General features: G+C 47.9%; 12 protein-coding genes. 9 read left to right on the forward strand and 3 right to left on the reverse strand.

The genetic code is table 11. The features are described 5' to 3' along the window. The first annotated feature begins 101 nt into the window (after positions 1-101). Positions 102-701 carry a hypothetical protein gene (locus BMZ54_RS10515; RefSeq protein ID WP_143080964.1) on the forward strand — a complete coding sequence of 200 codons (600 nt, stop codon included), beginning with the start codon at positions 102-104 and terminating at the stop codon, positions 699-701. A 135-nt stretch (positions 702-836) separates the two neighbouring features. Further along, positions 837-1,934, forward strand: coding sequence for a tetratricopeptide repeat protein (locus BMZ54_RS10520; protein WP_162277508.1), 1,098 nt, complete (start codon positions 837-839; stop codon positions 1,932-1,934). 61 nt (positions 1,935-1,995) lie between these two features. On the opposite strand, the gene BMZ54_RS10525 is transcribed toward BMZ54_RS10520, so the two are convergent. Then, complete coding sequence (locus BMZ54_RS10525; protein ID WP_089910318.1) at positions 1,996-2,445, reverse strand: response regulator; 450 nt, start codon at positions 2,443-2,445, stop codon at positions 1,996-1,998. Next, on the reverse strand, positions 2,411-6,223 hold the full coding sequence (locus tag BMZ54_RS10530) for an ATP-binding protein (protein WP_089910321.1): 3,813 nt from the start codon (positions 6,221-6,223) through the stop codon (positions 2,411-2,413). Before BMZ54_RS10530 ends, BMZ54_RS10525 begins: the two co-directional genes overlap by 35 nt. Positions 6,224-6,325: 102 nt before the next feature. On the opposite strand from BMZ54_RS10530, the gene BMZ54_RS10535 reads away from it, so the two are divergent. From BMZ54_RS10535 to BMZ54_RS10550, 4 genes are all read left to right on the forward strand, one after another. Continuing rightward, positions 6,326-7,552, forward strand: coding sequence for a glycosyltransferase family 87 protein (locus tag BMZ54_RS10535; protein ID WP_089910325.1), 1,227 nt, complete (start codon positions 6,326-6,328; stop codon positions 7,550-7,552). A 283-nt stretch (positions 7,553-7,835) separates the two neighbouring features. After that, positions 7,836-8,483: a M949_RS01915 family surface polysaccharide biosynthesis protein gene (locus BMZ54_RS10540; RefSeq protein ID WP_089910328.1), complete on the forward strand. Its 648-nt coding sequence runs from the start codon at positions 7,836-7,838 to the stop codon at positions 8,481-8,483. Positions 8,484-8,512: 29 nt separating this feature from the next. Further along, complete coding sequence (locus tag BMZ54_RS10545) at positions 8,513-8,968, forward strand: NanQ anomerase/TabA/YiaL family protein (protein WP_089910332.1); 456 nt, start codon at positions 8,513-8,515, stop codon at positions 8,966-8,968. Between the two features lie 47 nt (positions 8,969-9,015). Then, the gene (locus BMZ54_RS10550) at positions 9,016-9,990 is read left to right on the forward strand and encodes a GlxA family transcriptional regulator (RefSeq protein WP_089910335.1); all 975 of its coding nucleotides are present in this window, start codon (positions 9,016-9,018) and stop codon (positions 9,988-9,990) included. A gap of 98 nt (positions 9,991-10,088) precedes the next feature. Here the strand turns inward: BMZ54_RS10550 and BMZ54_RS10555 are convergent, their stop codons facing one another. After that, positions 10,089-11,153, reverse strand: coding sequence for an alpha/beta hydrolase (locus BMZ54_RS10555; RefSeq protein WP_089910339.1), 1,065 nt, complete (start codon positions 11,151-11,153; stop codon positions 10,089-10,091). Between the two features lie 680 nt (positions 11,154-11,833). On the opposite strand from BMZ54_RS10555, the gene BMZ54_RS10560 reads away from it, so the two are divergent. The 3 genes from BMZ54_RS10560 to BMZ54_RS10570 all read left to right on the forward strand — a co-directional run bounded on the left by BMZ54_RS10560 (position 11,834) and on the right by BMZ54_RS10570 (position 14,957). Further along, entirely contained in the window at positions 11,834-13,039 is a 1,206-nt protein-coding gene (locus BMZ54_RS10560) for a Gfo/Idh/MocA family protein (protein WP_089910342.1), read from the forward strand. A gap of 68 nt (positions 13,040-13,107) precedes the next feature. Further along, positions 13,108-13,701: a phage tail protein gene (locus BMZ54_RS10565; RefSeq protein ID WP_089910345.1), complete on the forward strand. Its 594-nt coding sequence runs from the start codon at positions 13,108-13,110 to the stop codon at positions 13,699-13,701. Positions 13,702-13,793: 92 nt separating this feature from the next. After that, positions 13,794-14,957: an ABC transporter substrate-binding protein gene (locus tag BMZ54_RS10570; protein ID WP_089910347.1), complete on the forward strand. Its 1,164-nt coding sequence runs from the start codon at positions 13,794-13,796 to the stop codon at positions 14,955-14,957. Positions 14,958-14,963: the final 6 nt, after the last annotated feature.

The raw sequence follows: 14,963 nt of genomic DNA on the forward strand, positions 1-14,963 counted from the left end.
TCACAAAACCAGTCACCCGGAAACTGCAATCATCCCCAAAAAACCACCAATGTCAACATTAAAATTTTATTATATTTGTCTGAGACAATACACCTATCCCTATGAGTACAGGAATCGATACCCACTTCGTACAGGAGCAGTATGCTCAAATGTCCGATAAAGAACTGATCCACTTTTTTACCCATGATGCACAAGGACTTACACCCACAGCACTCGCCATTGCAAAAGAAGAAGTTCAAAAACGCGGCCTGGATCCCCGGTTATTAACCGCACTGGAATTACAGCAACAAACCGCGCGGGCAGCCGGAGATGATGTAGCGCTCTACTATAACCTGCTCCGCCAGCTCCAATGCCCGCACTGCCAAACCAGTAATAAACCGCTAAACGCAACAGTAGTATCGGAAGTAATGAGCTTCATTTTTATTACACATTACCAGCAGCGGGTAAAGATAGGCTGCCCCGATTGCCTGGACAGCGCCATGCATAACGCGCAGCTTAAAACACTGCTGCTGGGCTGGTGGGGTATTCCCTGGGGAATTATACGCTCCGTAGGCGCTATAGCCCGCAACATAAAATTCAAGAAACAACACCATGAGGAAGGCCCTAATGAAGCACTAAAAAGCTTTGTACATTTAAATATAGGGCAGCTGGCTATGCGAAAGGATTATAAACAATCCCTGCAAAACCTGATCACAACATAACAGGTAAATGTGCAGATATGCAGATGGTAAATGAATGATCTTCGTGATGGCCACCCGTACATCCAAATATCTGCCCATTTGCTTATCTTCATATTCGCACATCTGCGTATTTGCACCATCTGCAAATCTATATCTATGCGCTTACTCGTCTGTTCCATACTCGTCTTGTCCGGCCTTGCCGCCAGCGCACAAACAGATACGGCCCTGGCAAGGCAAAAACGTGAAGCCGCCATCGCCCTTATTGATGATGGCAAATCCACTGAGGCGCTGGCAATGCTGGCAGCCGCACAGCAGCTGGATCCCAATGATCCGGAAATACCCTACGAGATAGCTTTCGCTCATTACCAGCTGCAGGATTATGAAGGCGCTATTACCATCCTTAAAAAAATGATTAAGAATAAAATGGCCACAGCCCGGGTGTACCAGATGTTAGGCAATAGTTACGACAACGCCGGAAAAAGCAGTAAGGCCATTGAAACATATGATAAAGGGCTGGAGCATTTTCCCGCCGCAGGGAACCTATACCTGGAAAGAGGCGTAATGGAGCTAAATACCAAACAATACAACAAGGCATTAGCCTTTTTTGAAGCTGGTATTAAAGCCGATCCTGCATTCCCCTCAAACTATTACTGGGCCGCACGTTTATTCTTTGATTCTGAAGAGGAAGTATGGGCCATGATCTACGGGGAGATCTTCGTAAATCTGGAACGCGGCAGCAAACGTACGGAGGAGATCAGCAAACAATTATACTACACTTATAAATCAGAAATTAAGTTTAAGGACGATACCAGCATTACCGTTAGCTTCAGCAAAAATAATACGGTTAACGTTGTTTATAACCCCAAAAGCGGCCCGGATGCGCTGTTGCAGGCTTTAATGCGCAAACCTTTCGGTACCGGCGTATATGAGCCAACGTTAGCGCTGGCCGTAGCAGGGGAGAAGATCGTGAGCCTGGCCACACTGCACAATATCCGTTTTAAATTCCTGGATAGCTATCAGCAGCTGGGCCACCAGCAAAAAACGCCCGTTGTATTATTTGATTATCAGCAGCAGGTACGCAGCGCCGGCCATTTTGAAGCTTATAATTATTGGGTATTGGGCAATGGTAACCAGCAGGAGTTTGATGACTGGCGTTTAAATAATCCACAAAAATGGCAGCAATTCATCACCTGGTTCACTAACCACCCTTTACAGTTAACAGAAGAAAACAAGTTTTATCGCAATAAGTATTAATTGTTAATGCCACAGCTTACCGATAAAAAAAGAAAACAAGTTTTACCGCAGTAAGTATTAATTATTGACTCCTCCTGTAGCTCGCAATAGCCTTACAAATAGCGGTGGCGGGGTTATTTTGCCGGGCTGCTGCCACAATCGCTTCCATTAAGCCTTTCAGGTCTTTGTAGCTATTAGGTTTGGTTAAAAAGCAGGATGCGCCAAGCACATTGGCCGTTTCTTTATCGTTTTGGTCAGAGGAGGTGGAGTACATGATCACCGGGATATCTTTTAAACCGTCAGCGGTCTTTATTTTCCGCAGGAACTGCCAGCCATTCATTACCGGGAGGTTAATGTCCAGGAAAATAATGTCCGGTTGTTCAGTACCTTTTTGCAGCTTCCGGAAAGCCTCTTCTCCGTCTATAGCCTGCTTGCAGGTAATAACCGGGTCTACGGCTGCCAGTACTTCCGCAAATAATTCACGGTCGTCCGTATCATCATCTATTAGTAAAAAGGTTCTCGTTACTGCCATTGCTATCTGCTTTAAACGGTCTTTGAATCTGTATCAATGGTAATAATATCGTAAAAACAGCACCTTCATCTCTTATACCGGTAGCGGTTATACTGCCATGGTGCCGCTCCACTATCTTTTTACATAAGGCCAGGCCTAAACCGGTTCCCTCAAATTTATCTTTTGCATTTAGCCTGGTAAAGGTATCAAAAATACGCTTTGCATATTCCTGTTCAAATCCTATACCATTATCGGTAATCGCCACCTCTACATAATCCTGCCCGCCTTCCTGCAGGGTGGAGCAGGTAATGTGTATCACCGGCAATTCATCTGTTCGCGCAAACTTCAGGGAGTTGTTAATTAAATTATAAAATAGCTGGTAAATGAGTATAGAAGCGCCCTCAACTACAGGCAATTCGCTTCGCACAATACGCGCGCGTTTTTGCTGTATGCTTACTTCCAGGTCTTCCTCAATATCGGCCAGCGTTTTATTCAGATCAACTTTTTCAATTTCCTGTTCTGCAGCATTCAGGGTAGAGTAGGAGAGCACCCCTTCTATCATGGAAAAGATCCTTTCCGTGGCACGCTGCACTTTATCCAGGAATGTTTTGCCCTTTTCCGGCAGCAGGTCTCCATATTCATACTGCAACCGGTTGCTGAAGGTTTTGATCTTGCGCACAGGCTCTTTCAGGTCATGGCTGGCCACATGTGCAAACTGTTGCAGGTCTTCATTGGATCGTTGTAAAGCTATATTCAGCTCCTGCAGCTCGTGTGTGCGGTTTTTTACTTCCTGCTCCAGCAAAGCGGCGTATTCCCGTGCAGTATGAATATCGGTAGTGGTGCCAAACCATTTCAATGTTTGTCCGTTATCATCTTTCTGCGGAATGCCGCGGCTCAGGTGCCAGCGGTAGCTGCCATCCTTCATTAGCATGCGGTGCTCAAACTGGAACACGCTGCCAGTGGCAATTGCTTTTTGCCAGGCGGTTTCCGTCGGGGCAAGATCCTGCGGGTGTGTAAGCGCTACCCATCCCCAGTATCCGTCACCGTATTGCAGATTCCTTTCGCCGGCAAATTGAGATAGCCGGTTATTAATGTACACTGTTTCCCCTTTAGGTCCGGCTACCCATACCAGCTGCGGCATAGCATTGGCCAGCTCTGTAAGCTCCTGTTCATTTTGTTCCACCGCGCGGCGGGCAATTACCTGTTCAGATACATCTACGCCTACCGCAATAATACCTGTTACCACATTATGGGCATCGCGCAGCGGCGTATAAATGAAGTTAAGGTACAGCTGTTCGGGTTTGCCGAAACGCATCAGCTCCAATGGTATTTCATTGCCATGATAGGGCACACCGCTGGTATATACTTCATGTAATATTTGTCCGAAACCCTGTTTGTCCAATTCCGGCAGCACTTCCAGCAGCGGTTTGTTGATGGCATTTTCATGATCTCTGCCCCAGAGCTCCAGGGCCTTTTCATTCACGATCTCAATGGAAAAGGTATCCCCACGCAGCAGCACCATGGGTATGGGCGATTGCATGATCATGTTGCGCACATTATTTTCAGCGGCAATACGGCTTTTGGCAATCTTGATATTCGCTTCTACCCGGGCCAGTAATTCACGGGCCGAAAATGGTTTCACCAGGTAATCATCCGCACCGGCATCCAGCCCTTCTACTTTGGATTCCTCACCTGCGCGGGCCGATAAAAAGATCACCGGTATATGCCGGGTATCCGGGTGGTTACGTACCTGCTGCAGCAATCCAAAGCCATCCAGCTTCGGCATCATAATATCAGACAACAACAGGTCCGGTTTGTATTGCAGCATTTTGCTGAAGGCATCTTCGCCATTAACGGCAGTGATTACACGGAACTGGTGGGCCAGCAGCCGCTGTACGTATTCCCGCATATCTGCATTATCATCTGCCAGCAGCACTTTATATAAAGCAGGGTCGCTGGCATCATTAGTGGCCGCTTCATACTGCGGCGCTTCCGGCAGCCATTTCAGGGCTTCCTGCAAAAAGGCGTCGGCCTGTTTGGATATAATTGTGTCAGGATCGTTTTCTTCAATACGGCCGTCTTCCAGGTGCGCTTTACCGGTGGGTATCACTACGGTAAAAGTAGATCCTGCGCCCGGGTGGCTGCTTACGCTGATATTTCCCTTATGGATCTTTACCAGCTCTTTTACCATGGCCAGGCCAATACCCGTGCCTTCCTGGCTGCGGCCCTGTATGTTCTCAACCCGGTGAAAACGGTCAAATATTTTGTTCAGCTGGTCTGCCGCAATACCTATACCCGTATCCGTTACAGACAGCAGCACCTGCTCATCCGCCACCTGTACCCGTACATCTATATGGCCCTGGTTCGTATATTTAAAGGCGTTAGACAGCAGGTTCAGTACTATCTTCTCCCACATCTCCACATCCACATATACTTCCGCCTCCGTATAGCTGCATTCAATGTTCAGCGCCATACCGGCTTTTTCAACCGCGGAGCGGAAGGTGCTGGCCAGGTCCACTGTAAGTCTGCAAATATCCACCCGGGTAAACTTTCCATCTACCCGTTCCGCTTCAATACGTGAAAATTCCAGCAGCGTATTCACCAGCTTTTGCATGCGCAGCGCATTGCGGTAGGCAATATCCAGCTGCGCTTTAAGGTCTGTATCAATAGCAGGGTTTTGCAGGGCTTCTTCAATAGGGCCCAGTAATAAAGTAAGAGGCGTGCGGAACTCATGGCTGATGTTGGAGAAAAAAGCCGTTTTAGCACGGTCTATCTCCGCCAGCGCCGCAGTCCTTTTCCGCTCTTCTTCCAGCAGGTGCACATCTGCAAAGCCGGACATGATCTGATCCATGATCAGGGAGCAGAAGCCCATATATTTTTCATCCGGCAAGCGATAGGGGTTAAAGCCCGCTACCAGGAAACCATAAGGCTCTTTAACCGTAGCGGAAACAATGGGCAGTATAACAGCCTTTGTAGGCCTGATGGTCCAGCTGCCCATGGGCATGGCGCCCATAATAGCTTCCAACCCTTCCAGTATCTGCGGCTGCCGTAACAGGGCGGCCCTTTGCAGTAAAGCGCCCAGGCCCGGGCCATCCAGGTCAATTTCAGCAGGTACCTGCGGGGCAGCATCGCCCAGCTCCGTAGCATTTACCAGCGTAGCCCTGTTATCAGATACCGTATAAAAAAGTGCAAAGGGAAAGTCCTGCGGATTTTCTTCCAGCGTATAAATGGTCTGTTGTATCACATCCCGGCTGGCCTGCAGCCCGGCTAAACGTTTACCCAGCTGCGTAAGGGTCTTTAGCTGCCGTTCGCTGATAATGCGGTCCGTATTATCCACATTGGCGCAGATCATGCCGGCAGTGCCGCCATCATCACCCGGTATGGGCGTATAGGAAAATGTATAATAGGTTTCTTCCGCATACCCATTCCGTTCCATAATAAGTAGCTGGGATTCCACATACGTGCCTTCATCCTCCTGCATCACCTGCCGCAGCATAGGCTCAATATCCTTCCAGATATCCTTCCATACCACGGAAGCCGGGCTGCCCAGCGCCCAGGGATGTTTACCGCCCACAATAGCCTTGTAGGGATCATTGTAGAACTTAATTAACTCTTTTCCCCAACCTATCCAGATAGGCTGCCTGGAAGTAAGCATAATACGTATGCAGGTTCTGAGGCTCTGAGGCCAGGTATCTACAGGCCCCAGCGGGGTAGCGGCCCAGTCATATTCCCGGATACGTGCCCCCATTTCACCGCCGCCGGCCAGAAACTCAGGGATAACCGACACATTCGTGTTCATAAGAGCAATTAAGAGACGTTCAAATAATAAAATAACTTATAATAAAATAATAATACAAAATACGCACACTATTTTTGTGCCAACAACTATCAGACTATCCGTATGGAACTAATGCAAAAAAGTAATGGCCTGCCAACCGCGAAGCGTTTTACACTGGCCTGGTTAGGCGAAAAAGACTGGCTGGCCCTGTTATTATGGTTCGGTTTATCTATCCTGGTGGCCGCCAAGGAGCTGCTGGCCAACAATGCCAATAATTTCAGTGTTTTCCGGTATGTATACCTGCACCTGGTGGCGCAAAAGCCCCTGTACATTCCTTATCCTGAGTACTACTATGATGTAAATATGTATGGGCCGGTGTACAGCATTATTATTGCACCTTTTGCCCTTTTACCCTTTTCCGTAGGGGCTATGTTATGGGTGATGGCCAATGCGCTGTTCCTGTACATTGCCATCCGCAAGCTGCCCATTACCCGCATCCAGCAAAACCTGGTGCTGATCTTTGCCAGCCATGAGCTGATGGGCTCCAGCAGCTATTTCCAGTTTAACCCGTCCATTATAGCCTGTCTTATCCTGAGCTTTGTGCTGATCCGGCAGGGGAAGGATTTCTGGGCTGCCTTTTTTATTATGATTGCCGCCCTGGTAAAGCTGTACGGCATAGTAGGGCTGGCATTTTTCTTTTTCAGTAAACACCGCTGGCGTTTTATAGGCAGCCTGATTTTATGGGGCGCTGTATTGTGGATCTTACCGGCAGTCATATCCTCCTTTGATTATATTGTACAATCCTACAGGGAATGGGGAGAGGCTATTGTACAAAAAAATAAGAAGAATTATAAGTTCGACCAGGGTGTTATATTCCAGAATATTTCTGCCATGGGTTTTATACAACGGGTATTTCATTTAAAACAGCTGAACAACCTGTGGGTATTATGCCCCGCTTTCCTGCTGTTTGGCACCCATTACCTGCGCCTGAAATGGAAAGAGAATAAGGAATATTGCCTGTACCTGCTTTGTTCCGTGCTGCTGTTCACCGTAATATTCAGCACCAGCTCAGAATCGCCTACCTACATCATTTCTTTTCCGGCAGTGTGCATCTGGTATGTGATGCAAAGGCCCACCCGCTGGAACAATGCCCTGTTCATATTTGTGCTCATTTTCACCAGTTTTGCCCACTCAGACCTGCTTACGCCCTGGATGCGGCATAACGTGATGTTACCTTATGCCGGTAAGGCATTTCCCAGTATTATTATGTGGCTGGTGATCGTGTACCAGATCTGGGACAAGCAGTTCTTACGCTTACCGCCTCCGTTAGGCAGTGCTGCTGCCGCATAACCGGGGTTTTTCTTCTGGGAGATGGCTGCGCCATTGCTGTGCAACTGCTATAAATCAGCCTTTTTAGGAGGGAGGCATTGCTGCTCCATTGCTGCGCAATTCCTCCCCCCTACATAAAAGCCTACCCGTGTGCCACACCTCAAAAGTGTGACACACATTCGTACGCAATCCGGCTGAACCCTTGCCGCCCTTTTTCGCTAAGCCTTTTAGGAATAATTGGCGGTGAGGTGAACGACAAACGTTTATCCGTAAACATCTGCCTCAAATATTATCTTGTACGCCCATGAAACGTACCCTTGCCATTACAATAAGCTTCACAGGTATACTCTTTTCAGCCTTGTTCCAAACCACCCAGGCCCAAACCCGGGCCCGTATTTTATCCCGGCACAGTACCGACAGCTTATTTACACCCGCTCTGCAGCAGCAGCTGGAAATAAGCTATCCCATTTTCCGCGCCTATCAATATACCGACAAGGGCGGTACCGGCTACCTGCTGCTTATGGAAAAAAGCGAAACCCATGGCCTGGATACCACCGTCACCAACCTGGCCGCCGCCTGTATACAGCAGGAGCAGGGTGGGTTTAAAATCCTCTGGAAAATGAAAGACCTGCTGGAGCCGGAAGAGTCATCCATCTGGTTCTGGTCAAAATATATACAGCTGCAGGACCTTAACGGCGATGGCTATATTGATCCCTACGTAGTGTACGGCAGCCGTAGCCGGGAAGAAGAAGGGGAGTACCGCCGCCTGAAAATACTCCTCTACAACAATGGCAGCAAAACCGCTATCCGCGCCGTTACCGGCACCCTGGATGAGGAAAGGAGCCTGCAATATGATAAAAGCTTCAGCGCACTGCCGGCAGCTATGCAGTCCTATTTTAAACAGCTGCTGCAACGTATCAGTAAAGAAACAGATTATATTCTCGCGAATTAGTATCTTTCTCACTAAACAATTTTTCAACGATGATCCTGGACACATTAGCCAATGCGCACCTGTACTACAACCTGGGGCCTGCATTTGTAAAGGCATTTGAATACCTGGCTGGCACAGATCTTACCACGCTGGAAAAAGGTAAATATGAAATAGATGGCAACAATATTTTTGTAATCATCAATGAGTACGATACTGTACCAGCTGCCGGTGAGCAAATGGAAGCCCACCGCCAGCATATTGATGTGCAGTACATCATCAGCGGATCAGAGCTCATAGGGCATGATAACCTGCTGCAGCAACAGCCCTCCAAAGCGTACGACGAAGCCGCGGATTACCTGCTGGTACCGGACCGACCGGCCTTTTTCTCAAAGCTGCAGCAAGGTCATTTCGCCATCTTTTTTCCTACAGACCTGCACATGCCTAACATACAGGTAAATGGTCCGGCCCCGGTAAAAAAGGCCGTGATCAAGATCCGCGTGCAGTAAGGTTTAAATACCTACATTTGTGAACACCCACGCTAAGAAGAAAAACCATGAAGGAAATAGCTTTGTTGATCTACGAAGACACCGTCTTATCCTCCATTGCAGGCGTGCTGGATCTGCTGTCCGGTACTAACCGCATCCTGCAGCAGGCCGGCGCACCGCCAGCCTTTAGGGTAACTTTGGTAAGTGACAAGGGTAATAATCCCTCCATGCACATCCCAGGGCAGTTCATCAGCAATAAAAACTTATCAGAGGTCAGCAATACCGACCTGGTAATAGCACCCGCTTTTTACGGCGATGCCCAGCAGGCGCTGGATAAAAACCATGCGCTGGTGAACTGGATCATAACCATGCACCGCCGTGGCGCAGAAGTAGCCAGCCTGTGCTTGGGCAGCTATTTCCTGGCAGAAGCAGGCCTACTGGCCGGCCGTAGCTGCACCACCCACTGGACCGCGGTAGATGATATGCGGCGCCGCTATCCTAACATAGATATACTCCCTGACCTGGTGGTAACGGATGAAGAAGGTGTTTACACCAGCGGTGGCGCCTTTTCCTCGCTTAACCTGGTATTGTACCTGGTAGAAAAGTTCTGCGGACGGGAGGTAGGCATTGTAGCCAGCAAAATGTTCTCCATTGATATGGACCGCGTGAACCAGGCACACTTCTCTATGTTCATGGGACAGCACCAGCATGAGGATGAGGAGATCCGCAAGGCGCAGTCTTATATTGAAGAGCATTTTCATCTACAGATCTCCATCGAGGAAATTGCAGAACGCAGCAACATGAGCAAACGCAATTTCATACGCCGCTTTAAACATGCCACCCAAAGCACCCCGCTGGAATACCTGCAGCGGGTAAAAATAGAATCCGCCAAAAAAGCCCTGGAAAAAAGCGGGGAAAACATCAGCGCGCTTATGAACAATGTAGGGTATAACGATCTTAAAACTTTCCGCAAAGTATTCAAACGCATCACCGGCCTTACCCCGCAGGATTACCGGAAGAAATATTGCCGTTCGCTGAATTAGCTGAAAGCACAAAGCATAAAGCACAAAGCACAAAGTATAAAGCAAAAGGCCTTCAGCATAAAAAAGGAAGCTTTTTGCTTTTTGCTTTGTGCTTTCCGCTAAAGTTTGCCGCTTATCCTCTTAAACACGCTATACTGCGCTTCTAACACCTCGGCGTTAAACCCATGTGCGGCTGTTGGCAATAAAAAATATTCCTTTTTGGGCGCCTGCAGTTTATTGAAGTAAAGCGTCGTTTTTTCTTTGGGTGTTAAGAGATCATATTCTCCCTGGATGAAATATACCGGGATTTTAAATTGAAGGCTATTTTGTAAAAAATTAATTGTTGCCCGCATAGATTTAACGCCCAGCTGCTTATCACCAACAAAATTTACAAATGAGTAGTCGTCTCCAAGTTCCCTGTTCAGGCTGTCCTTGGGATTATTATAGCTCTGAGCCTCAACAAACCAGTTGGAAGGCGCAGGGGTTGAATTTGCCTTTTCGTATTTCTTCACAACCCTGAACAGCTTACCTACAGCGCGGGCTTTATCATAGGGGGGTATGCCAAGATCGTCCAGGATCTTTAAAGATCCCTGGTCATTATTTTGCTTTGCCAGCTTATAGACACGGTTGTAAAGCGACAAGTCATCATCAGGAGTAACAAGTTGTGAATGCCCAACATACGCGTAATAAAGGTCGGGGCGTTTTGTGGCCATCGTAACACCCAGCACTGAACCCCATGAAGTGCCGAAAAGAATAATTTTTCGCTTTCCGAGATGCTTGATCAGGTATTCTGAAACCTGAATGCCATCTGATGCCATTTGTTCAACCGTTAGTGGATTGGCTTGTAAATAGGACGGGGTTAATTCATCCGGGGCCTGTTGTCCGAAAGTTCTTCCAGCTCCCCGTTGATCCCAGTTAACAATGATAAAATCCTTTTCCAATTCTTTGTAAAGATTATCCGAATAAGGACTCATAACACTGCCTGGCCCGCCATGCAGAAACAATATCACAGGCTTGGAGCGTACGCCGTTAATAGTGATCCATTGTTCCAGTCCGTTTATGGGAATAAATTGTTCTTCGGAGATCCATTGCGCCGAACTAGCGTCTTTGCTTTGCGCATGGATAGTAAAGGAGCAAGTAAACAAAAGGGTGGCAAGGGAAAGGGCTAAAAAGATCGTTCTCAAGAATTTTTTTTAAAGAAAAGGAAAATATTATTTAGTTCCTAATCACCATCCCAGGTTTTCAATTTGATCTCATAAAAGAGGGAAGCGTTCTGCATTAAGCAAAAAAGCCACCGGTTTACCGGTGGCTCTCCGACACCCGTCCGGGCGTCTGACAGTTTTCTTATATGGAAGAACCCGGTTAGGCGATACTAACCGCAGGTTTCCATGAATATCCTGTAGATTGCATGAATACCTCCTTTTCTTTGATGAATAACTAAATTACACTAAAAAAGTAAAAAGTTAAAAAGTAAAAATAAAAAAAGAGTTTAGCGTTCAGTACAAGAGAAGCGGAAAGCATAAAGCATAAAGCAGAAAGCAGAAAGCATGGTGCAAAACCAGGAGGCTCAGCATTCAGCCTTTCATTACGCATAAAATAAAACACCCGGAGCAAAAGGCATTAAGCATTTCGCATTCCCCTGGAACAAAAGGCAAGCTTTTTACTTTTTACTTTCTCTAACACCAATGTGTTAATTGTTAAAATATACCCAAAATAAATTTCTTTAATATAAAATGTAGTAATACATTTGTTCGATCTTTTTAACCTCTATCCTATTATCCGAAGAACCTACATCTGTTTTATCCTTGTAACTGCGAGCCCACGTTGATTGAGCAATCTCTGATTTTAGTACGAATTTATCTCTATGCATGTACCCGGAAGAAGGCATTTCCTTAAGAATGCGGCTATCCTTGCACCTGTTTTAACGCTATTACCTACCTCACTGTCGGCAATAACGTCTTCCCGCTTACGTATAGGAGTAATTGGCGCGGGGCCCTGGGGCCGCCAATACCTGCAATGGGCCTTACAGCACCGGCAGCTGGATGTTCGGGCCATTTGCGAAAGTAATACTGCTGCGCTGCAGGCCTGCAAGCCGTTGCTGAACGGTACCGCCTACACGCCGGATGTCTGTAATGATTATCAGCAGCTTTTATCCCGCAAAGATCTTGACGCCGTTATCATTGCCACACCATGGGATCAGCATTATACCATTGCCAAAGCCGCGCTGCTGGCTGGTAAGCATGTAGCCTGCGGCCCGGTAATGGGCGTTACGGTACAGGAGCATGAAGATATCATCCGCATTAGTGAGCGTACTAACCGCCAGTATTTTACGCTGGATGAGCACAGCTACCGCCCTGATCTCATGGCCGTTTCCAACATGGTAAACGCAGGCCTGTTCGGCACGCTGGAAACCATCCACGCCGGCGCACATTACCAAGCTTTAACACCTGCACATACTACTAACCCATTACCTTACCCGGTATTTCCTGCGGCCGCCATCGCCGGAATACTGGGCATACACAAGGGTAATAAATATCAATCATTACAGGTGCAGCCGCAGCAAACGGAATGTGTAGTAAGCAAGCTACATCCTAAAACCGCTAAGCAACGTATATACCTGATGCGCGCGCAGCTGGATCTGATCTGTTTAACCACTGAGCAGCAGCAAACCGTCTATTTACAATCACATACAGGAACCGCGCAGCCGCTCAGCACCGGCTTCCGGGTAAAGGGCAGCAACGGCCACTGGATGGATGTTGCGCGGGCTATTCACCTCCAGGGGCAAAGCCCGGAGAATTTTATGTGGGAGCCGGTAAGGCCTTACCTGGAGCAGTATGATGACCCTCAGTGGAATGAGAGCAGGAACGTTTATAAACAAGCCCGTGTACCCGATGGCTGCGCTCATGCCCTGAACGATTTTGTGCAGCTGCTGCAGCAGCAAACCTACCGGTCGGTATACGATGCTGCAACGAATAGTGTGATAGGAGCCCTAGCCGCTATTTCCAAAGCAAACGGAGGAGCGCCGGTAGCAGTACCCGGTTTCAGCGACGGCAAAAAAAATCTTGTATAAGTTTAAACAATTTTTAATAACCGCTGTTAAAACAGCACATCCCTTAACTTAACTAATCTAAAATCGCTATGTCAGAACCATTTCTCGCTATGCTCATCCTTTTTGGGGGTAATTTTGCAATCCGTGGCTGGGCCATGGCCTGGGGACAGATCCTTTCCATTGCGCAGAACACCGCGTTATTCTCTTTAATGGGCACTACTTACGGGGGCAACGGACAAACTACTTTTGCATTACCGGATCTCCGCGGCCGCGCACCTATCGGCTGGGGTCAGGGGCCGGGCCTTTCTGATTATCAATTGGGGCAAATCGGCGGAACAGAGAGCACAACGCTGCTCATCACCAATATGCCTGCGCATAATCACACAGGAGTAATAAGCGGGGGAACATCCACTATCTCTGCCAGCACTGCTGCAGGCACTACTAATACACCCGGTCCTACCATGGTGCCGGCCGTGTTACCTACTATCGGTAGTGGCCCGGGTGCTACCCAGATCAAAGGTTACAAGGTTCAGGATAATACTACCACGCTGGCTCCGGGTACAGTAACCGGTAACGTTACCATTGGCATCGCCGGTGGCAGCCAGCCGTTCAGCATCCAGAACCCTTACCTGGCTCTGACTTACCTGGTTGCGTTGGAAGGTATCTTCCCTTCAAGGAACTAAGAACGCCTGAAAACAATTATCAATACTTACATCCATATAGCTGCCGCATCCCTATGCCGCCTATTATGAATGTTACTATCTAACTATAAAAAATGAACGCTCCGCTAACCGTCGGGTTCCTGACACCCTATTCAGGTATTTATCCCTATTACCATGCACACCTGGTAACAGGCTGGCTATTAGGTATGGGGCTGGATCCCGCACGGCAGCGCACCATTCAGTTCATACCGGAATATACAAATCAGGGCAGCTTGAAGGCCAGCGAAGAAGCTGCGCGCAAGCTGCTCTTTTTTAACCGGGTAGATATCCTTTCCGGGTTAATAGGTTATAAAGCCATTCCCGGTCTGATCCCTGTTATAGAGCAGGAAAAGAAGCCCGCTTTCTTTTTTGATATGGGCGAGTACGTACCGCATTTTCCCTATCTCAGCCCCGACATTTTTTATGCATCCCACCAGCTATGGCAGTCGCAGTATGCGCTGGGCCACTGGGCGCACAGTACCTTTGGCGAGGGCGGGCATATGATCATGCCGGTATACGAAGCAGGCTATCACCTGGATAACACCTTTCAGCAGGGTGTGGCAGCAGCCGGCGGTACATCGCTGCAGATGAACGTATTGCCCTTTGATCCTAATGACCCGCTGAAGCTGGATCTGGATGGCATTTTTAACAAATGGAAAGAAGAGCAGCCTACCTATGTGCACGCTATTTTCTGCGGCAGCATGGGCACCCGCTTTTTACAGCAGTGGATCAGCAGCGGATTGCATAAACGCATACCCCTGCTGGTGCATGAAACCATGGCCTACGATGATATCCTGGATGATATCAAACACATAGACATGGAAATGTACACCGCACAGCTATGGATGCGTGAAGATGAAAGCCAGGCCAACCGCGCCTTTGTAAAGAAGTTTGAAACCACCGCACAGCAGCCCGCCAATATTTATGCGCTGATGGGATATGAAGCAGGCCTTATCTGGAAAGAATTACTACCCCACGCAAAAAAAAGAGACTGGGATACCGTAAAGCAGCAGCTGCGTACCGGTATTATACAGGGCCCCGGCGGCGAAAAGAATTTTTACCCGCTCTCTGGTTTTGCGTTACCTAATACTAACATCATTAAAATATCAACATCACGAAATAGCCTCCATAAAATAATCATTGACCGGGGAAAAGGGATGCGCTTTGATGCGAAAGAGTTTGAAACCATACATGATGCCTGTGTTACAGGCTGGCAGAATCCCTTCCTTTGTATTTAACATCCT

Origin of the sequence: Chitinophaga rupis, assembly GCF_900109685.1 — a bacterium.
Classification (GTDB): domain Bacteria; phylum Bacteroidota; class Bacteroidia; order Chitinophagales; family Chitinophagaceae; genus Chitinophaga; species Chitinophaga rupis.